Below are 19,058 nucleotides of genomic sequence, written 5' to 3'. Positions count from 1 at the left end.
CGTCTCCGCCAGGAGACCACACCCCGCATCATTCTTGAAATCGATTATTACTATATCTATCATCGTTCAAATGAATTTGGCTTCCGTCGACCTCAACCTCCTGGTCGCCTTCGAGGCGCTGATGGAGGAACGCCATGTGACCCGCGCCGGCCAGCACATCGGCCTGGCGCAACCTTCCATGAGCAGCACGCTGACGCGGCTGCGTGCGCTGTTTGGCGATGAGCTCTTCGTGCGCTCGGCCTCCGGCATGCAGCCGACGGCCAAGGCGCTGGCGCTGGCGCGGCCGATCAGCGACGCTCTGGGCCAGATCAGGGGCGTGCTCGAACCCACATCAGCCTTCAATCCGGCAACAGCCCGTCATCGCCTGTCTATCGCGGCGACCGACTATGGCGACCTCGTCGTGGTGCCGCGACTGGTCGAGGCATTGCGGCGGGAGGCGCCTGGTATCGATCTCGTGGTGCGCCCCATCATTGATCCGGCCGCGAGTGTCGCGAGCCTGGAACACGGCGATGTCGACGCGCTGATAGGTGGCCATCTTCCCGCTTCCCCGCGCATCATCCGATCCACGCTTTTCACGGAGAGATTCGTCTGCATTCGCGACGCCAAACGCGCCACACTGAAAGCCCGTCTCACCAAGGACGATTACACGCGGCTCCCGCATGTGCTGTTCTCCTCCGCCGGCGGCGACGGGCTTCCCGGCGCAATCGACACGATGCTGAGCCGGCACGGACGCAAGCGCCGGACCGCGATCACGCTCGCCCATGTCGTCGCGGTGCCGTTTGCAGTCGCCGGCACCGATCTCGTGGCAACTATGGCCGAACGCGTCGCGCGCCGCTTCGCGACAGCCGCCGGCGTATCTGTCGTTCCGATTCCCTACGATGTGGAGCCATTCACCATCGACCTTCTCCACACGCGCCGCGCCATGGCCAATCCGGCGCTGCGCTGGTTCATCGAACTGGTCAATCGCGTCTGCGGGACGCTGTAGCGATCGGCGGGCCGGCAGCAGGCTGCTATTTCCGCTCAATCAGCTGCGCGATCTCCCAGACATGGCCTGAGGGGTCGGCAAAGGACGCAGTTCGTCGCCCCCACGGACGGTCGATCGGGCCATTGAGCAGATCGACGCCAATCTCCCGCAGGGCTGAACAGACCTGATCGACGTCGACGACCCTGATCGTCAGGAGTGCGCGCGCCCCTGCGGAGGACTGCGCGACACGCAGCGGCTCGACAAGCGGCGGTGCCTGAGACGCGTCGAGAAGATTGACCAGGAGCCCACCAAATCGAAGCACTGATGAGACCGCATCTTCCCAGACCGTCTCGGACGCGAAAACCTTGGCGTAAAACGCTTTCGACGACGCAATGTCATCGACGAACAATGTGATGACTTCTACTTCGCTTGGCAGACCATTGACCATGTCGCCGTGCTCCTCACCGTTGCTGCGGCAGCCTGCACAAGCGTGACAAGCCGCCTGCCGCTATATCTCACGATGTTAGAGCGTGGCGCAATTCGGCTAGCCGGGTCATCGACCCGGCTTGGAAGCCTCGATCCCTAATTGAATAGATCCGGTTCCGCCTCGGTGATCCAGTCCCACAACGGCTGGAAGCTGAAATAGCCACCCTTGTGCGTACCGACCTGCCGCGAGGTCAGGCTGGCGATCTCGTGGGGGATCGGCTTTGGCGTTCCGGCGGCCTCAGCGAGCAACTGGGCGCGCGCTGCGTTGTCCATGGCGATGTACCACCAGGCGGCGGCCTCGATAGTCGGTCCGACTGTGAGCAGGCCGTGGTTCTGCAAGATGGCCGCCTTCTTCGATCCCAGCGCTTGCGCGATCTTGCGGCCCTCTTCCGCCTCCAGCACGACGCCGGAGAACGGATCGAACAGCATGTGATCCTCATAGAAGGCGCAGGAATCCTGCGTCAGCGGATCGAGCAGGCGGCCGAGCGCCGACCAGGCCTTGCCATAGGTCGAATGGGTGTGCGCGGCCGCGATCACCTCAGGATGCGCGGCGTGGATCGCGGAGTGAATCACGAAGCCGGCTTGGTTGATCGGCTTGTCACCGATCAGGATGTTGCCATCGTGATCGACGAGCTGAAGATCCGATACCTTGATCTGGCTGAAATGCTTCGACAGCGGATTGATCCAGAACCGTTTGGGAAACTCCGGATCGCGCACGGTGACGTGGCCTGCGAGCCCCTGATCGAAACCGTAGCGCGAGAACAGGCGGAATGTTGCGGCAAGCCGCTGTTTGCGGTGCAGCCGCTCTTCCTCGAAGGTCGCGGCCGGCGTGCGCTCGACCAGAGAGTACTTCTTGGGCTTCTCGACGACCTTGTTCATTGTTGCCTTTCCTTTTTTAGTATTCGAGATTCTTGTCGAAGACGTCGGCCAGCGCCACGCCATGAGCGTAGGCGTCGAGGTTGACCAGCGTCTTATCGGCCAGCCGCTTGGCATCCTCGCCACCCGTCCATGACACATGCGGGGTCAGGACGACCTTGGGATGGCGATAGATCGGATCGCCCTCCGGCGGCGGCTCGGGATCGGTGACGTCGAGCGTCGCGCCGGCAATCCGCCCCTCGTCGAGCGCCTGCAACAGCGCACCCTGATCGACGATCCGCCCACGCGCGACGTTGATTAGGTGCAGCGACGTCTTGGCCCGCGCCAGCACATCGGCGTTGATCAGACGCGCGGTCTTGGTCGTCGCCGGCAGAGCAAGGACGAGATGATCGGAAACCGCGACCAGCTCCTCGACGCTATCAACCGGCTGGATGCCCGGAAGGACATATGGCCAGGCCGAGCGCCTGAGAACCCTGATGTTGACACCGAACGGCTTGGCCCGCTCGGCGACTGCGCGGCCGATCGCGCCGAAGCCGGCAATCCCGATCGTCTTGCCGGTGAGCGAGCCCAGCGGGCTGATCTTCCACTGCTCGCGGCTGCGCGGCCGGATGTCATGGATGCGCTTCTCGAAGCCGAGAATCGCCGCAAGGACATATTCCGCGATCGGATCAGCCGAGATGCCGCGGCCGACCGTGACCACCGGACCGTCGAGCAGCCATGCCGGAAAGAAATCGACGCCCGTCGAAGCGGTCTGGATCCAGCGCAGGCCGAACGGCCAGCCGGCCGGCTTCTCCGCAGGCGCCTTGTGCCAGCCCACTAGCGGCCGCGTCAGCAGCACGTCGGCTTCGGGAGCAACCTCCCAGGGCGCGCGATCGGCGGGATGATCGATGATCAGCGGGCGCGACCAGTGATCGACCAACGCCGCACGAACGTCCGGGCCAAGCTGATTGACGATGATCGGCGATCGCACGCTGGTGGAGGCGCGCTGGCTTTCAATTCGGGGAGTGTTCATGTCACGCAGTCACGTTGGCAACGATCCGGATATGCTAGGCGTTTGCTGCAAGATAGTCCTTTCAAAGATGACGGGTGTCTTGCAACAAGAGGACGACGCGCTTCGGCAAGACATAAGAATTTGTCTCCGGAGCCTTGGCGCTTCTGCGGGGGCTCGCGCCCGACGCGGCAAAGGCTCGAACCCGAGCCCCGCTGATTAAGAGCCAGTTGGTCTCATCCCAGGACGTCGCGTCATTGATCAAATAGGTCGCAGTTAGCTGCGTGAGTGCAAAGCAGCTGCGCTTTCCGCGACCAATCCGCCTACTTCAAAAACGCCTGCTCACGTTGGCCTGCGCAAGATTTTTCTCGATCTCCCGGTGCATACGTCATGCACACGCCGCCCTTTAACTGATTGAAACAATCTAACCCTCGCTCCAATCCATCACGGGCCACTTTCGGCTAACAACAGCGAAGAAGAGCGAGCCCGGTCTAACGTGAACCGCTCGATGCCGCAGTCGGTCGTCGCGGCGCTTCCTGTTCAGGAGCCGAATCTAATGGAGTGACCTCGTGGAACTCGAATACCTAACGCAGGAGGGCGTTTCCGCGCTGGCGCAGCACAAAGCTTAATTTCGCGACAGCAGGGCATCACTGATCTTCTCGGCCGCCATGATCACGGGGATGTTGGTATTGGCCGTCGGCAGCCGCGGCATGATCGAGGCATCCGCCACAAAAATGTTCTCGCTGCCGATCACCCTGCCCTCGGACTCGACCACCGCCATCCGGTCGGCGGGATCGCCCACGCGGCATGTCCCCACTGGATGCCAGACTCCGAACACGCTTTGCCGTACGAAGGCTTCGAGGGCACGGTCGTCGGCAAGCGTCGCCTGGAAGGCCGTGCCGTTGAGCAGCACGAGCCGGATCACAAGCGCCCTGAGGCCCGCGGGTATGTCGAGCATTGGCCCGAGGATGGACGCAACGATGCGATTGACGGTGCCGTACCGGCTCAGCCGCTTGATACGCGGAGAAAAGGAAGCCGGGAAGAAATCGCCCGCCTCCGGGTTGAGCGCGGGATGAACGACAAGTTTCGCGAGCAGCCGGACGGCCGCGACCATCCGTTCGAGATCGCGTCGGTCGGACAGCAGGTTGAAATCGACCACTGGATAGGTTTTCGGGTCGCGGCTCGCCAGCATGAGCGAGCCGCTCGAATACGGCCGGTTGCACCAGAGAAAGTAGAGACCAAGCCGCGTGCCCAGCGCATGCCACCCGCCGCGCGCCGAGGCCGTGATGTACATGTCGGAGGCGTCGCAGCCGGGATGTTCGGACGAGAAGCGCATCGCCGCGAAATTGGGACGCCGCCGGGCAAGCGGCAAGCGCAACCGCCGCGGCAAATATTGACAGAAGGTCAGTGCGGGGTGATCGCGCAGATTGCTGCCGACGCCGGGCAGATCGATCGCCACGGGAATGCCGAGCGCTTGCAGCGCCGCACCCGGGCCGATGCCCGCCCGCATCAGGATCGCCGGCGATTGCAGCGCGCCTGCGGTGAGGATGACACGGCCGGCGCCAATGGTGAGCTTATGACCGCCGCGCGAAACCACCACGCCCGTCGCATGGCGGCCGTCGAGCTGAAGCTGCTCGACCTCGCTCTCAGCCCAGATCGTCAGGTTCGGTCGCGCACGCGTTGCTGCGTCGAGATAGCCGGCGGCGGTCGAGACGCGCCGGTCGTTACGGTTCGAAAACGCCGGCGGAAAGATGCCGTCCTCGAATTCGGCGTTCTGGTCTTTCCGGAACGGCAGGCCGGTTGCCGACAAAGCCTCTCCCACGGCCTTGCCAAACGGCGGCATCGCCTCGCGCGCGATGCGGCGGATCGGGATCGGGCCGTGCTTGCTGTGCAGCGGGCCGTCGAAATCCAGATCAGTCTCGAGCTTGAGGAAGTACGGCAGCACATCCGCCCAGCCCCAGCCCCGCGCGCCGAGATCGAGCCACTCGTCATAGTCGCGCGGCAGGCCGCGATTGGCCGATTGCACGTTGATGCTGGAACCGCCGCCCATTACCCGCCCCTGTTCGTAGGCGCGAACGACCGGCTTGCCCTCGGCATTGCGGCCGGCGGCCGCTGACAGGCCCGGCCAGATGTATTTGTCGCCGAAGAACAGCGTCATCGGATAGCTGTCGAGGATTTCCGGCGGCGTCGCCTCGGGCGGCGTGTCCATCCCGGCTTCGATCAGAAGCACGCGGCGGCTTCCGTCTGCGGAAAGCCGATTGGCGAGCACGCAGCCCGCCGATCCGCCACCGACGATCACGTCGTCGAAATGCAGCCCATCCATTCCCGTCTCATCGCGCAATTCGATGGATCGGCGCGGCCACGAATGCGGCCGCGCCGATTTGGCTCAGCGGAAGTTACCCTTGGTCTCGGGGATCACGACCGCACCAATCAGGTAGATCACGAACACGCCGACTGCGAAGTAGGCCAGCGACATCGGGATCTCCGCAGGGCTGCCGCTCACCAGCGAGACGAAGGTCGGCATCATGCCGCCCAGCGCAAAGCCGATGTTCCACGACAGACCCGTGCCGCTAGCGCGCAACGCGGTCGGAAAACGCTCGTTGAGGAAGATCAGCACCGGCGCATAGCCGGCATTGCCGATGAAGGCGATCGCGAGCGCATAGAGCGTGATTTGCGTCGTGTCCTTGGTCGCCGCGAGATTGAGATAGCACAGCGGCAGCAGCACCGCGGCCAGGACGCCGATGATGAGGAACGTCTTCTTGCGGCCGATACGATCGCTCAGCGCGCCGACCAGCACGGCCGAGAAGAACGCCGACACGCTCGCGCCCATCAGGATCAACGACGAGGTCTGGTTCGGGACCGCATTGATGACTTTCAGGAAGCTCGGCAGATAACCCGAGGTCAGATAATAGCCGGCACCACCGCCGAAGGTGATGAGAAGGTTGACCAGCAGCACGCCGCGATACTCGCCGGAGAACACGTCCTTGACCGGCGCCTTCGAGACCTTCGCCTGCTTGTTACCCTGCTGGCGCTTGAGCTCCTTGAAGTAAGGCGACTCCTCGAGGTTGCGGAAGATGAACCAGCCGAGCAGCGAGCTCAGCAGCCCCGAGAAGAACATGAAGCGCCAGCCCCACACCGCGAAGGCATCGCCGGGGAAGATCGAGGACGTGATCAGGAAGATGAAGGACGCGAGCAGCGCGCCGATGCCGGCGCCACCGCCGCCGACCAGGCCCGACATCGCGCCGCGCCATTGCGCCGGCACAGACTCGGTGCCGATGGTGTGCGTGGAAGCCACGACGCCGCCGACGAAGATGCCCTGCACCAGCCGCAGGATCAGGAAGATGATCGGCGCGAGAATTCCAACCTGGGCGATGGTCGGCAGCAGGCCGAAGGCGGCCGTGCTGATGCCGACGCCGATGATGGCGATCAGCATGGCCTGCTTGCGGCCGTGCACGTCGGCATAATGCCCGAACACCGCCGAGCCCAGCGGCCGCATCAGGAGCGTCACGGCGAACGAGCCGTAGACCGCAGCCAGCGACAGCGCTGGGTTGCTCGACGGAAAGAACAGCGCGCCGACGACCGGCGCCACGTAGAGCAAAATGAACAAATCGAACAGATCCAGCGCCCATCCGAGCACCGATGCGATGATCGCATTGACCATCTGCTTGTTATCGGCCGACGCCTGTGCGCCCGCGACCGGCATATCCATCTCAGCCATGTTGTTTTACCTCCCCCGTTTTGATAGAGCCGCGGCCCGCGTCATTGCGAACCGCGGCAGTTTTGTCGCGCATCAGTGCCCGGTGAACTTCGGCGGACGCTTGGCGTTGAAGGCTTCGACGCCTTCCTTGAAGTCTTCCGACTGGCGCAGGCGGCTGTAGCAATGGCCTTCGAGCTCGATCGCGATGGCGAGCGTCGAATCCTCGGTGTCGTTGAGGAGCTTCTTCGCCGTGCGCTGCGCCAGCGGCGAGAAGGTGCGGAGCTCGTCGACCAGCTTGTCGGTCGCCTTCTCCAGCTCGGCATCCGGCACGCATTCGGTGGCGATGCCCCAGTCATAGGCCTGCTTCGCCGAGATGCGCTTGGAGCGCATCACGATGTCCTTGGTGCGAGTGATGCCGACCATCTTCTGCAGGCGCGCCGAGCCGCCTGAGCCCGGGATCTGGCCGAGCTTCTGCTCCGGCAACGCGTACTGCGTGGTCTCCGAGGCGATGCGGAAGTCGCAAGCGAGTGACAATTCGAAGCCCACGCCGAAGCAATAGCCGCGGTTGGCAACGATCACGGGCTTGGCGCAACGCGCAGGCGCGGCGATGTTCCAGGCGAGCTTGGAGACGTGCTCGGGGCTCGCCTCCATGAAGCCGCCGATATTGCCGCCGCTGGAGAAATGCTCGCCCTCGCCGCGCACCACGATCACGCGGACGCGCGGATCCTCGTCCAGCGTCTCGAAGGTCAGGCGCAGCTGGTCACGCTGCGGCATCGCCACGACGTTGTAGGGCGGCCGGCCCAGGATGATATCGGCCCGCTCATGCGCCTCATCGATCTCGACCTTGAACCCGTCGAGTTTTGCGAGTCGAGGATCGGTAAAATTGTAGGCTGACGGCATGTTGGTTTCCTTCTGTTGATTGTTGATGAGTGATGATCAGGCGGCGTCTGATGGCGGCAGGCGCTCGGCTTCGTACTCACCGGCGACGAGCAGTCGCCGCAGCAGTTTGCCGACCGGCGATTTGGGAATGGCGTCGACGAAAACGTAACGTCTAGGCCGCTTGAAATTGGCGAGGCCCGTGGTCCGGCAGAACTGCTCCAGCTCGACGTCCGACACAGGGCGATTGCGCTTGACGAAGGCGGCAACGACCTTGCCCCATTTCTCGTCGGCGACGCCGACCACTGCGACCTCGTCGACCGCCGGATGCAGCGACAGGCAGCTCTCGATCTCGACCGGCGAGACGTTCTCGCCGCCGGTGATGATCATGTCGTCGACGCGCCCGGTGACGAACAGGTCGCCGTCGGGATCGACGAAGCCGGTATCGCCCGTAAAGTACCAGCCCTCGCGCAGCGACTTGGCGTCGGCTTCAGGGCGGCGCCAGTAGCCCTCGAAGGCCTCGTCGCCAGCGAGCGTCGCGATGATCTCGCCCTCCTCGCCGACCGCAGCAAGCTCCGCGACCGACTTCGCGCCGATGCGCACGACCTTGACGTGCTGGTTCAGCCCCGCCTTGCCGGCCGAGCCGGGCTTTGCGGCGGCGTTCTGGTCGATCGTAAAGGTGTAGATCTCGGAGCTGCCGTAGTGATTGACGAACAGCTCCGGCTTGAATGCCTCGTTCAGCTTCTTCAGCAAACCGTCGGTCATCGACGCGCCGGCAAAGCCGAGCTTGCGGACGCTGGAGACGTCGGTTTTGGAGAAGGCCTCGTGATGAACGAGGTCGTGATAGAGCGTCGGCACCAGATAGAGGTTGGTAATCTCCTCCTCCTCGATCAGCGCCAGCGCCTGGCGGCTGTCATAGCGCGGCAGGCAGATGAAGCTGCCGCCGATCAGCGACATCGCCAGCAGCGAGCGGACGCCCATGGTGTGGTAGAGCGGCATCACGCCGAGCGTGCGCTCGCCGCGGCCGTAGAGATTCTGCGCGACATGGGCGATCGCCGCGGCGCGTTCGGCCCGATGCCGCCGCGGCACGCCTTTTGGCCGCGAGGTCGTGCCCGACGTGTAGAGCATGATCGACCAGGCATCGGTGCCGACGCGCGGCTCGGCGTCCGGCGCGCCGTCCCTGATCAGATCGGCAAAGCTGGTGGCCTCCCCCGTCCCGGGATCGACGGAAACACGCAGCAGCTTGCCTGCCAACCCCGAGCCCTGCACCGCCTCGGCAGAGATATCCTGATAGACGATCGCGCAGGCTTCGGCGTTCTCGATGCAGTAATCGAGCTCGTCGGCCTTGGCGCGCCAGTTGATTGGCGTGATCACCAGGCCTGCGAACTGGCAGGCCCAGTGCAGCGTCGCCGCCTCCCAGCGGTTTTGCAGCAGCGTGACGACGTGATCGCCGGGCTTGAGGCCAAGGCGGTCGAACGACGCCACCAGTGCGGAGATCTCGCCGTACCATTGCCGGTAGGTCAGGCGCAGATCACCGTCGACAAGCGCAATCGCATGGGGATCGCGCGCGGCGCTGGCGATGAAGCTGCTGGCGAGATCAAGCATCGGACGTCTCTTTTTTGGATGAAGCGAGTTCGGCGGCGGCTTCGAGCGCCGCCTGGATGATCGGTGTGTAGCCGGTGCAGCGGCAGATATGCCCGCTGAGGAGGTCGCGGATCTCGGCCTCGGTCGGCACCGGGTTCCTGGCGAGATAGTGGTCGAGCGACATCAAAATGCCAGCGGTGCAGAAGCCGCACTGGAGCGCGTGGTTGCGGCGGAACGCCTGCTGCAGCACGCCGAGCCGGTCCGCCGACGGTGCGAGGCCCTCGACGGTCCTGAGCTCGCAACCATCGACCTGCGCAGCGAGCGTGAGGCACGACCGCGTCAGCATGCCGTCGACGACAACAGTGCAGGCGCCACAGACGCCGTGCTCGCAGCCGACATGGGTGCCGGTCGCACCCAGCTGGTGGCGCAGGAAATCGGAGAGCAGCATGCGCGGCTCGGCTTCGGCTTCGACGGACTTACCATTGAGCGTGAAGCTAACGGCATGTCGCTGATCTGCCTTGAGACGGGTCATTGCAGTACCTCGCCGATCAGGTCGCGGCCGATCATGCGCACGAGATCACGCCGATAGCGCGCGCTGGCGTGGACGTCGTCACGGGCCCCGAGTTCGTAAGCGAAAGCATTCAGCGCATCGTCGAGCGCGCCGCCCTCCAGCTGCGGCCAGTCGCGCGCGGTCGGAACGTCGGCGACGCCGCCGACTGTGAGGCGCACGCCCGTCGGTGTCTTCATCGCGGCGCAGGCGACGATGGCGAAATCGCCATGGCGTCGCGCGACCTCGCGGAAGGCGAAGCGCGATCCCTTGACGGCGGGCAGCGAGATACCTTCGATCAGTTCGTCATCGGCGCGCGCGGTCAGCATCATGCCGGCGAAGAAGTCCTTGGCGGCAACGCGCCGCCGCCGCTTGGCGCTGCGCAGCAACACCTCGCCGCCGAGCGCAACCAGCGTCAGCGGCATCTCGGCGCTGGGATCGGCATGCGCGAGCGAGCCGCAGATGGTGCCGCGGCTGCGGGTCTGCACGTGCCCAACCCATGGCAGCGCCAGCGCGACCAGCGGCAGCGCCTCGGCGAGGTCAGGCCATGCCAGGAGGTCAGCCTGGCGCACGCCGGCGCCGATGGTGACGGCATCGCCCTTCCGCTCGATCTGGCGCAGCTCCCTGATGCGCATGATGTCGATCAGCAGTTTTGGCTTGGCGAGGCGCATGTTGAGCATCGCCATCAGCGACTGCCCGCCCGCGAGCACGCGGGCGTCGCCGCCTTGTTGAGCGAGTCCTTCGAGGACGTCGCCGACAGTCTCGGCCCGGAGATAGTCGAATGCGGGCGGCTTCATCGGCGCCCTCCGAACAGGCCTGCGAGCTTCGCCAGCAGCGCGAACAGCGAGAAGCCGCCCTCCGCACCACCACCGCCAGCCTTGCGGGCCAGCGCGGTGAAGAACTGGCCGATGATGACGCGCGTGGCGCCGTCGAGCAGACGGCCGCCGATGCTCGCGACCTTGCCGCCGATCGCGGCGTCGTAGCTGTAGGTCAGCTTTGTGCCGCCATTGCCGTCGGGCGCGAGCGTGATCCGCCCCTCGGCGTTGCCGAAGCCGAGCGCGCCGGTCGCACCGCCACGCAGGGTGACCGCGCGTGGCGGATCGAGATCGAACAACTCGACATCCGCGCGATAACGCCCGCTGACCGGGCCAATGCCGAGCGTGACGTCGGCGCGGAAATGCGTGTCGGTGATCTTGTCGACGCGCTGGCAGCCGGGAATGACGGATTGCAGCGTAGCGGGATCGAGCAGCATCGCCCAGACCTGCTCGGGGGGCCCCTTTACCGAGGCCTGCCCCTCACCGCGCAGCCGCCGGTCGCCTTCGCGCACAGGCGCAGCAGTCGCGCCGCCAGCGGGAGGCGGCGGTTCGGCACCGCGCACCAGCTCTGCAAGTCGCGCCGGCACCAGCGGCAAGGTGATATCGGCAATGCCCAGCGCATCCGCGACCGCATTGGCAAGGCAAACCGGCGTCGACATGCAATTGCCTTCGCCGACGCCCTTTGCGCCAAGCGGCGTGAACGGCGACGGCGTCTCCATGTGGATGATCTGCGGCTCCGGCACCTCTGTCGTGGTCGGCAGCAGATAGTCGGCGAGCGTTCCCGTCAGAAAGCTGCCGTCCTCGGCGTAGGCATATTCCTCGTAGAGCGCGGCGCCGAGCGCCTGCGCAAAGCCACCGCGGATCTGGCCGTTGACCATGGCGGGATGCAGGATGGTGCCGCAGTCGTGCATGGTGACGTAGCGGTCGATTCGCGTCTCCAGCGTCGTCGGATCGATCTCGACGCCGCAGAAATCGAAGATGAAGCCGTGGCAGAGCGAGGAGTTGATGCGGTCCTCGTCGTCGGGCGGCGTCAGCTCCGGCGGCGTCCAGAACACGGTCTCGCGGATGGTCTGGCCGGCATCATCAGGCAGCGAGCCCGGCGACCAATGGCTGAGCGCTGCGACGCGCGAGAACGCGATCCGGTTCTCCGGATTGTGCCTGGAGGCAACGAAGCCTTTCGCAAACACGATGTCGGCGGCTTCGACGTTCAACTGGCTTGCGGCGATGCGGGCGAGCCTGCCGGCGACGCGTTCCGCGGCGATCTTCGCCGTGCCGGCCACGGCCGATGCGAAGCGGCTGGCGTAATTGCCCGAGGCGATCGACCATGCGTCCTTGGCCGTGTCGATCTCGGTGTTGACCCGGATATCCCTAGGTTGGAGGCCGAAGACGTCGGCGACGACCTGCGACAGCACTGTGCGATGGCCCTGCCCCTGCGGCACGGAGGCGACGTGAACCGTGACGCTGCCGACCGGATCGAGGCCGACGGTTGCGGTTGCCTGCGCGCCGTTCTTGGGACCTGCCTTGCGGCGCTCGGCCGCCGTCAGCACGGTGGTGATGTAGCCCATGTTGGAGACGCTGGGCTCGACCACCGCGGTGAAGCCGATCCCGTAGAGCCGCCCCTGCGCTCGCGCCTCGTCCCGCTTCGCCTTGAGCTCAGCGAGCCTGCCCTGCTCGACTGCGAGCGCAACGGCGTCCTGGTAGTTGCCGGAGTCGAGCAAGGCACCGGTCGCCGTGCGATAGGGAAACGCGCCGGCGTCGATCAGATTGCGCTTGATGACATCGAGCGGATCGAGGCCAAGGCCGATCGCGATCCGCTGCACCAGGCGCTCCAGTGCGAAATAGACCTGCGGGCCGCCAAAGCCCCGGTTGAGACCGGTCGGCGTCTTGTTGGTGACGACGACGCGGTTGCGGATCTTGACGTGACGGATGTCGTAGGCGCCGGTCAGATTGCCGTGCATGCGGTAGAGCGTGGCAGGCTCAGGCGCGCGCAGATGCGCGCCGCAATCCTCGACCTGGTCCCAGTCCAGCGCGAGGATCTTTCCGTCCGCTGCAACCGCCGCCGACAACGTCGTCGCGCGGTTGGTCGCAGACACCGACGCGGTAAGATGCTCGAGCCGGTCCTCGATCCACTTGACGGGCCGGCCCGTGACACGCGCGGCCGCGGCGATCAGCACGATATAGGGAAACACGCCCTGCTTGACACCAAAGCTGCCACCGGAATCCGGCGGCGTACGCAGCCGCAACCGGTTGCCCGGCACTTTCAACGCGCGCGCAATCACGGTGTGGATGCTGAAGGGGCCCTGGAAATTGGCGAGCATCTCATAGGCATCCTCGCCCGCATCGTGCGATGCGACGACGCCATAGGTCTCGATCGGCGTGCAGGAATTGCGGGGATAGCGGATGTCGATGGAGAAGCGATGCGGCGCCTCCGCAAAGGCCTTTTCAGGATCGCCGTAACGGAAATGGCGGTCGCTGGCGAGATTGCCGGGAAAGCCATCGTGGAGCACGGGCGCGCCCGGTGCGAGCGTCCCAAGCGGATCGACGACAGCAGCCCGCGGGCGATATTCGACATTGATCAGCTCAGCCGCATCCTCGGCGCGCGCACGGTCAGTTGCGACGACCAAAGCGACCGGCTCGCCGACATAGCGCACGCGGTCCATCGCGATCGGCCAACACTCCACCGGCGCCTTCACGCCAACGACGAGGCTCGTGGTGACGGCCTTGACGTCGCTGCCGGTCAGAACGGCTGCAACGCCCGGCAGACGCTTGGCGGCTTCAACGTCGATCGAAAGAATATCGGCATGCGCATGCGGCGAGCGCAGGATCGTCGCGTGCAGCGTGCCGGGCTGGACACCGAGATCGTCGATGAAGCGGCCGCGGCCAGAGAGCAGCGCGGCGTCTTCGACGCGCTCGATCGAACGCCCGACCCACGGCTCATCGCCACTTCCCGGATTTGCGGATTTGACCGCCTGCAACATGTCCCGGCATACCTCCCGACGCGTTCTTTGACGCGACGATGACGTTTGTCAGGACTGGGGGTGCGGGAGCCATACCGCCCGCTCTCACGACTTACCAAATCGTCTCATTCGAGAGCGTGCAGCGCAATATCGGCCCGCAAGACTCAACCCGCAAGACGCGAGACGTTGCGAAACTCGCGCGGGCTGACGCCGGCATGGTCGCGGAAGAAGCGCGTGAAATGCGCAGGCTCCGGAAAGCCAAAACGCTCGCTGAGCTCGCCGAGCGGTGTGTCCTCGCGCATGACAGCATCGAGCGCGCGCTCCATGCGGACGACGTTGAGATAGAGCTTTGGCGAGACGCCGAGCGAGGTCTCGAACAGGCGGAAGAACTGCGCGCGCGAGAGGCCTGCGCCCTTCACGAACTGATCGACGTTGGCATAGGAATCATGCACGCGCATCGCGTCCATCGCGCGGCGGATGCGCCAGTCGCAGCTCACCGCGCTCATGCCGCGGATCGAGGTCGGGAAGCTGCGCCAGGGCGTGAAGCGCTCGATCACCGCGATCATGAGATCCGAGAGCGTTTGCTCGTGGGTCCGCACCGCATCCGGATTCGCCATCATTTCGGCCGCCAGATGCAGCGTGAGCTGGCGGATGCGCGGCGACACCTCGCCCGACGGCCGCTCGAAAAAGCCCGGCGCACCGCTGGCCGCCCAGCCGGGACGGAACTCCTTCAGCCATTCCGGCTCGATATAGAGCGCCATGATCAGCGTGCGCGGACGGTTGGCGTCGTGCACATAGGCATGCGGCTTCCAGCCGTCGACGAGCACGGCGGCCGTGTCCGTCAGCGGCGTGACCTGGTCGCCCACAAGAAACTGCGTGTCGGAGCCCTCGACCTTGAGCAGGACGTGGCAGTGATGATGAGCGTGGCGGACCAGCGAACGGTCCATGTCGAGCAGAGCGACCCTGCCGAAAGCGCCATGAGCGATGCGCAGGGCCGTCGACATCAGTTTCTTCCTCCCGGCAGCGTTGCGCTGCAAAATGATTGCTTCATTGGCGCGGCACTATAAGCAGCACCCGCTTCATATTCCAACGGCGCGAACCGACGCAAGTTGCTTCCGAGCGGTAATCCGCTCATGCGCGCGTCTCCGAAAGAAACCGCGCGACCGCAGCGCCGGGGTCAGCCTGCAAGGCAGTGGCGAGATCGACCTCCTCCTCGCCCTTGACGCGAATGCGCTTGAAAGCGAGCTCCGGCGCGTTGACCGGCGCGGTCGCATCGAGACCCATCTTGGCGCTGATGCCGTTGTCGGTGGTCGGATCGAGCTTGGAGCCGAGCGCGCCGGCGACGACCATGAGGTCGCGGTCGGCCTGGAAGCGCGTCGCCACCGCCCATTCGATTTCCTCGGACGAGGAGATGTCGACGTCCTTGTCCACCACGATCACCTGCTTGATGTCGTAATGGGCGCCGAAGGCGCACATCATGATGTTCTTGGGCTCGCCGTCGTTCGCCTTGTCGATCTTGATCGCGAGGTGGTAGCGGCAGGTGCCCCCGCGCGTGAGGCGGACGTCGATCACGCCAGGAAAACTGCGCCGCAGATGCTGGAGCAGCGTCGCCTCGCGCGGCACGCCGCCGAGGATCAGGTGCTCAAAACCGCCGCCCACGATGGTATGGAAGATCGGTTTCGCACGATGCGTGATCGCATCGACCTCGATCACCTCGCGATTGGCGCGCGGACCATAATATTGGGGGAATTCGCCGAACGGACCTTCCGGCTCACGCACGCCCTGAAGAATGCGTCCCTCGATGACGATCTCCGCGTGGGCGGGGACGCGGACTGAATTGGTGCGACACTTCACGACGTCGACGGGCGCGCCGAGCAGCGCGCCGGCAATCGCCATCTCGTCCTCATCGAGCGCCGCGATCGCCTGCGAGGCCAGCATCAAGGCCGGATGCGCACCGATGACGATCGCGATCTCCAGCGCCTGGCCCAGCTCTTCCGCGAGGCGGTAGTAGGAGAAGGTGTGCCGCGGCAGCAGCAGCACGCCGATGCGGTTCCTGCCAGAGATCTGGCAGCGGTGGATCGAGACGTTCTGTGCACCGGTCTTCGGGTTGCGCGCGATCAGCAGGCCGGCCGTGATGTAGGGACCGCTGTCGCGCTCATTGTGCTTGGGCACCGGGAGTTGGCGCAGCAGATCGACGTCCTCGTGGACGACGTCCTGCACCGGTCCGCTCGCGACCTCATGCGTCGGCAGTGGATGGTTTGCGGCAGCCAGGAACCGTGGCAGCAACTGGTCCTCGGTCACGCCGATGGAATCGGCGACCCAGTCGCGTCCGGCGAAGAGATTGGCGACGACGGGAATTTCATGCCCATCGGGGCGCGGGAAGAGCACCGCGCTGTCGCGCTCCAACCGCTTGGCGACGGCGGCGAGCTCGTCAGCGAGCCCAATGCCCTCGCGGGCGATCGCGAGCTTGCCGCGCTCGGCGAGAAACGCGAGCCAGGCGCGCAGATCGGCGGGCGCGTTCGCGCCTCTCCTCGCAACATTTTCCATTCGCATACGGGTCATTCCTCAGGTCTTCAGGTCAGGGCGCGATCTTGCGCAGCGGCGGCGAGCGGCGCTTGAGCGCCTCGTCCTCGCCCCAGCGGCGCACAACGCCGATATCGATGTCGAACAGGTCGAGCACACGGCCGACGGTGTGCTCGACCATGTCGTCGAGGTTCTCGGGTTTTGCGTAGAAGGCCGGCACGGGCGGGGCGATGATCGCGCCCATCTCCGACAGGGCCGTCATCGTCCTGAGATGCCCGGTGTGCAGCGGCGTCTCGCGCACCATCAGCACCAGTCGCCGGCGCTCCTTGAGCACGACGTCGGCAGCGCGGGTCAAAAGCGTCGTGGTCACGCCGGAGGCGATCTCGGACATCGAGCGCATCGAGCACGGCGCCACGATCATGCCGGCGGTGCGGAACGAGCCGCTGGAGATCGCCGAGGCCATGTCGTCGATCGCATGGCAGACATTGGCGAGCTCCCTCACCTCCGCGATCTTCAGGTCGGTCTCGTAGGCAAAGGTCAGCTCAGCGGTCTTCGACATCACCAGATGCGTCTCGACGCCGGCATTGCGCAGGAGCTGCAGCAGGCGAACGCCATAGGTGACGCCGGAGGCGCCGGAAATGCCGATGATCATCCGCTTGGGTGTGGCGTCCTGCATATGTCTGATTTCGCTCCCAGACGGCGCGGCCCTTGAGGCCTCGCGGTCCGCCACGAGACTAGGCAATCCCACCCATCACTACAAATAATGATTGATTATATCATCCATCATCTGTGATGATGGCCGCGCAAGGAACAGCGAACAAAGGACAGCTCCGTGGAACTCAGGCAGATGCAATATTTCCTTTGCCTGGCCGAGGAAAAGAACGTCACCCGCGCCGCGCGCCAGCTCAACATCGTGCAGCCGGCGCTGAGCATGCAGATCGCCAAGCTCGAGGCCGAACTCGGCCAAAAACTGTTCGACCGCAGCGTCCAGGGCATGACTCTGACCAGCGCCGGCGAGGCGCTGGTGCGGCTGACCGCGCCGATCGTGCGTGACGCCGAGTACGCGCGGCAGGAGATGGCGCAGCTCGGCGGGCGCATTTCGGGGCGGGTCTCGGTCGGCCTCATCACGTCGGTAGCGCAGAGCACTATGGCCAGTTCGTCGGCGACGGTCGCCAGTCGTTATCCCGAGATCACGCTGTCCGCCTGCGAGGGCTATACCGAGACGCTCGTGGACTGGGTCAACACCGGCCAGCTCGATTTCGCGCTGATCAACGTGCCGCGCCGGAAGACGCCGCTGTCCGCGCATCACATCATGGACGAGGAGATGGTGTTCGCCTGCCGCAAGGACAGCCCGGTCAGGCCACCGGCAAAGCTACGCTTCGACCACGTCGCGAATTTCGACCTCGTGCTGCCGTCCAAGCGCCACGGCCTGCGGCTGATCCTGGATGAGCACGCCGCCGCCGTCGGCATCGACCTGCGGCCGCGGCTCGAGCTCGACACCCTCCCCGCGCTCTGCGACGTGATCGCGACCACCGACTTTGCCACAGTGCTGCCGACCATCGCGCTCCGGCAATCGCTCGCGAGCGGCGCCATCCGGGCGCATCGCTTCGACCAGCAACGGATCGTGCGCTCGATTGCCTGGGTGCATCACCCGCGGCGAGCGGTGTCGGTCGCGGCCAAGGCGGTGCTCGATGTCATCAGCCAGGATCTCGCGCAGGCCGCCGCGGTGGCGCGAGAGTTCGTGGTGCCCTCCGCCGGCGGGGCTAGCTTGCCCTCCCGCAAGGAGCGCAGGAAGCCGCGGAAGCGAGCTGGTTAGAACTGATCGAGATTCGCGCCATCTGCGTTGAAACTCTCAATCGCAGGCCGATATTGTCTGACGCACGCCACCGCGTCCGGACCAATCACCGCCCAATGCCTTTCTTCCGGCTCAACGACGACCATATTCGCCCCGATGATCTCGGGGATTTCGACCCCGAGACCGTGCCACGCGCCCTCGCCGCCTTCGGCGGTCACATGGTCACGAAGGGCATGGAGCTGGCCATGCACGAGCATCGCAAGGACGAGCTTGTCCTGACCTTGCGGGGCATCGTCAGGCTGGAGGCCGGACACGGCGTCTGGATCGTACCGCCGCGCTGTGCGGTATGGATTCCCGGCCGTGTCCCGCACAGCGTGACCGTCGTAGGCGATGTCGAGATGTATTGCCTGTTCGTCGAGCCGGATGCAGCATCAGGGCTGCCGAGACACTGCTGCGCTCTGTCGATCTCGCCTTTGCTGGCAAATCTGCTGGTGCATGCGACCCACATGCCTGTCATGTACGATGTCGATGGCGCCGACGGCCGGATCGCTACGGTGCTGCTTGACCAGCTGTCGACGGCGCCCGTCGAGGAACTGCGCTTCCCGATGCCTGTAGATGCCAGACTGCGCCGGATCGCCAGCGCGATGATGGCAAATCCTTCCGATCGCGCGACGATCGACGATTGGGGCCGGCGCATCGCCGTTGCCCCGAGAACCCTCACCCGCATCCTGCAACGCGAGACCGGCATGAGTTTTGGCCGCTGGCGCCAGCAGCTTCACATCCTCATCGCGCTTCAGCGCCTCGACCAGGGCGCTTCCGTCCAGGCCGTGGCGCTCGATCTCGGCTATGAGGGCGCGAGCGCCTTCGTCACCATGTTTCGCAAGGCGCTGGGCAAGCCGCCGGCACGTTATCTCGCCGAGCGTCGCATCGGCGTACACTGACCGGAAATC

The 19,058-nt window shown here is 65.2% G+C and carries 16 protein-coding genes; 3 read left to right on the top strand and 13 right to left on the bottom strand.

Going from position 1 to position 19,058, the window contains the following annotated elements; genetic code table 11:
* The first annotated feature begins 70 nt into the window (after positions 1–70).
* Positions 71–985, top strand: coding sequence for a LysR family transcriptional regulator (locus tag AB7245_RS17650; RefSeq protein WP_439034489.1), 915 nt, complete (start codon positions 71–73; stop codon positions 983–985).
* Between the two features lie 25 nt (positions 986–1,010).
* On the opposite strand, the gene AB7245_RS17645 is transcribed toward AB7245_RS17650, so the two are convergent.
* The 13 genes from AB7245_RS17645 to AB7245_RS17585 form a co-directional block, all read right to left on the bottom strand.
* The gene (locus AB7245_RS17645; RefSeq protein WP_063984190.1) at positions 1,011–1,412 is read right to left on the bottom strand and encodes a VOC family protein; all 402 of its coding nucleotides are present in this window, start codon (positions 1,410–1,412) and stop codon (positions 1,011–1,013) included.
* A 134-nt stretch (positions 1,413–1,546) separates the two neighbouring features.
* Positions 1,547–2,329, bottom strand: a complete 783-nt coding sequence (locus AB7245_RS17640; protein ID WP_439034488.1) for a class II aldolase/adducin family protein — start codon at positions 2,327–2,329, stop codon at positions 1,547–1,549.
* A 16-nt stretch (positions 2,330–2,345) separates the two neighbouring features.
* Positions 2,346–3,338, bottom strand: coding sequence for an NAD(P)-dependent oxidoreductase (locus tag AB7245_RS17635; RefSeq protein ID WP_439034487.1), 993 nt, complete (start codon positions 3,336–3,338; stop codon positions 2,346–2,348).
* Between the two features lie 601 nt (positions 3,339–3,939).
* Positions 3,940–5,637: a GMC family oxidoreductase gene (locus AB7245_RS17630; protein ID WP_439034486.1), complete on the bottom strand. Its 1,698-nt coding sequence runs from the start codon at positions 5,635–5,637 to the stop codon at positions 3,940–3,942.
* A 63-nt stretch (positions 5,638–5,700) separates the two neighbouring features.
* Positions 5,701–7,032: an MFS transporter gene (locus tag AB7245_RS17625; protein WP_439034485.1), complete on the bottom strand. Its 1,332-nt coding sequence runs from the start codon at positions 7,030–7,032 to the stop codon at positions 5,701–5,703.
* A gap of 72 nt (positions 7,033–7,104) precedes the next feature.
* Positions 7,105–7,911 (bottom strand): enoyl-CoA hydratase/isomerase family protein, encoded by an 807-nt coding sequence (locus tag AB7245_RS17620; protein ID WP_439034484.1) that lies wholly within the window; start codon positions 7,909–7,911, stop codon positions 7,105–7,107.
* Positions 7,912–7,947: 36 nt separating this feature from the next.
* Positions 7,948–9,492 (bottom strand): AMP-binding protein, encoded by a 1,545-nt coding sequence (locus tag AB7245_RS17615; protein WP_085404184.1) that lies wholly within the window; start codon positions 9,490–9,492, stop codon positions 7,948–7,950.
* The gene (locus tag AB7245_RS17610; protein ID WP_439034483.1) at positions 9,485–10,003 is read right to left on the bottom strand and encodes a (2Fe-2S)-binding protein; all 519 of its coding nucleotides are present in this window, start codon (positions 10,001–10,003) and stop codon (positions 9,485–9,487) included. Before AB7245_RS17610 ends, AB7245_RS17615 begins: the two co-directional genes overlap by 8 nt.
* Positions 10,000–10,815 (bottom strand): FAD binding domain-containing protein, encoded by an 816-nt coding sequence (locus AB7245_RS17605; RefSeq protein WP_439034482.1) that lies wholly within the window; start codon positions 10,813–10,815, stop codon positions 10,000–10,002. Before AB7245_RS17605 ends, AB7245_RS17610 begins: the two co-directional genes overlap by 4 nt.
* The gene (locus tag AB7245_RS17600; protein WP_439034481.1) at positions 10,812–13,811 is read right to left on the bottom strand and encodes a xanthine dehydrogenase family protein molybdopterin-binding subunit; all 3,000 of its coding nucleotides are present in this window, start codon (positions 13,809–13,811) and stop codon (positions 10,812–10,814) included. The genes AB7245_RS17605 and AB7245_RS17600 overlap by 4 nt, the downstream gene beginning before the upstream one ends.
* 143 nt (positions 13,812–13,954) lie before the next feature.
* Positions 13,955–14,794, bottom strand: a complete 840-nt coding sequence (locus AB7245_RS17595) for a helix-turn-helix transcriptional regulator (RefSeq protein WP_014496257.1) — start codon at positions 14,792–14,794, stop codon at positions 13,955–13,957.
* A gap of 127 nt (positions 14,795–14,921) precedes the next feature.
* On the bottom strand, positions 14,922–16,343 hold the full coding sequence (locus AB7245_RS17590; RefSeq protein WP_071915242.1) for a UbiD family decarboxylase: 1,422 nt from the start codon (positions 16,341–16,343) through the stop codon (positions 14,922–14,924).
* A gap of 25 nt (positions 16,344–16,368) precedes the next feature.
* Positions 16,369–16,989 carry a UbiX family flavin prenyltransferase gene (locus AB7245_RS17585; protein ID WP_071915243.1) on the bottom strand — a complete coding sequence of 207 codons (621 nt, stop codon included), beginning with the start codon at positions 16,987–16,989 and terminating at the stop codon, positions 16,369–16,371.
* Between the two features lie 171 nt (positions 16,990–17,160).
* Here AB7245_RS17585 and AB7245_RS17580 point away from each other — a divergent pair, with 171 nt between their 5' ends.
* Together AB7245_RS17580 and AB7245_RS17575 are read left to right on the top strand one after the other, a co-directional pair.
* Entirely contained in the window at positions 17,161–18,129 is a 969-nt protein-coding gene (locus AB7245_RS17580; RefSeq protein WP_439035734.1) for a LysR family transcriptional regulator, read from the top strand.
* 95 nt (positions 18,130–18,224) lie between these two features.
* Positions 18,225–19,049: an AraC family transcriptional regulator gene (locus AB7245_RS17575; RefSeq protein ID WP_439034480.1), complete on the top strand. Its 825-nt coding sequence runs from the start codon at positions 18,225–18,227 to the stop codon at positions 19,047–19,049.
* The last annotated feature ends 9 nt before the right edge of the window (positions 19,050–19,058 follow it).

The sequence above is a fragment of the Bradyrhizobium sp. 604_D8_N2_3 genome (assembly GCF_051810765.1).
GTDB lineage: Bacteria > Pseudomonadota > Alphaproteobacteria > Rhizobiales > Xanthobacteraceae > Bradyrhizobium > Bradyrhizobium barranii.
This window is presented reverse-complemented; position numbering and strand designations above follow the sequence as displayed.

Coding starts and splice junctions, on each gene's coding strand:
- AB7245_RS17580 (WP_439035734.1), top strand. CDS start 17,161: ATGCAATATTTCCTTTGCCTGGCCGAGGAAAAGAACGTCACCCGCGCC.
- AB7245_RS17615 (WP_085404184.1), bottom strand. CDS start 9,492: ATGCTTGATCTCGCCAGCAGCTTCATCGCCAGCGCCGCGCGCGATCCC.
- AB7245_RS17605 (WP_439034482.1), bottom strand. CDS start 10,815: ATGAAGCCGCCCGCATTCGACTATCTCCGGGCCGAGACTGTCGGCGAC.
- AB7245_RS17600 (WP_439034481.1), bottom strand. CDS start 13,811: ATGTTGCAGGCGGTCAAATCCGCAAATCCGGGAAGTGGCGATGAGCCG.
- AB7245_RS17640 (WP_439034488.1), bottom strand. CDS start 2,329: ATGAACAAGGTCGTCGAGAAGCCCAAGAAGTACTCTCTGGTCGAGCGC.
- AB7245_RS17610 (WP_439034483.1), bottom strand. CDS start 10,003: ATGACCCGTCTCAAGGCAGATCAGCGACATGCCGTTAGCTTCACGCTC.
- AB7245_RS17625 (WP_439034485.1), bottom strand. CDS start 7,032: ATGGCTGAGATGGATATGCCGGTCGCGGGCGCACAGGCGTCGGCCGAT.
- AB7245_RS17645 (WP_063984190.1), bottom strand. CDS start 1,412: ATGGTCAATGGTCTGCCAAGCGAAGTAGAAGTCATCACATTGTTCGTC.
- AB7245_RS17650 (WP_439034489.1), top strand. CDS start 71: ATGAATTTGGCTTCCGTCGACCTCAACCTCCTGGTCGCCTTCGAGGCG.
- AB7245_RS17620 (WP_439034484.1), bottom strand. CDS start 7,911: ATGCCGTCAGCCTACAATTTTACCGATCCTCGACTCGCAAAACTCGAC.
- AB7245_RS17595 (WP_014496257.1), bottom strand. CDS start 14,794: ATGTCGACGGCCCTGCGCATCGCTCATGGCGCTTTCGGCAGGGTCGCT.
- AB7245_RS17590 (WP_071915242.1), bottom strand. CDS start 16,343: ATGCGAATGGAAAATGTTGCGAGGAGAGGCGCGAACGCGCCCGCCGAT.
- AB7245_RS17630 (WP_439034486.1), bottom strand. CDS start 5,637: ATGGATGGGCTGCATTTCGACGACGTGATCGTCGGTGGCGGATCGGCG.
- AB7245_RS17585 (WP_071915243.1), bottom strand. CDS start 16,989: ATGCAGGACGCCACACCCAAGCGGATGATCATCGGCATTTCCGGCGCC.
- AB7245_RS17635 (WP_439034487.1), bottom strand. CDS start 3,338: ATGAACACTCCCCGAATTGAAAGCCAGCGCGCCTCCACCAGCGTGCGA.
- AB7245_RS17575 (WP_439034480.1), top strand. CDS start 18,225: ATGCCTTTCTTCCGGCTCAACGACGACCATATTCGCCCCGATGATCTC.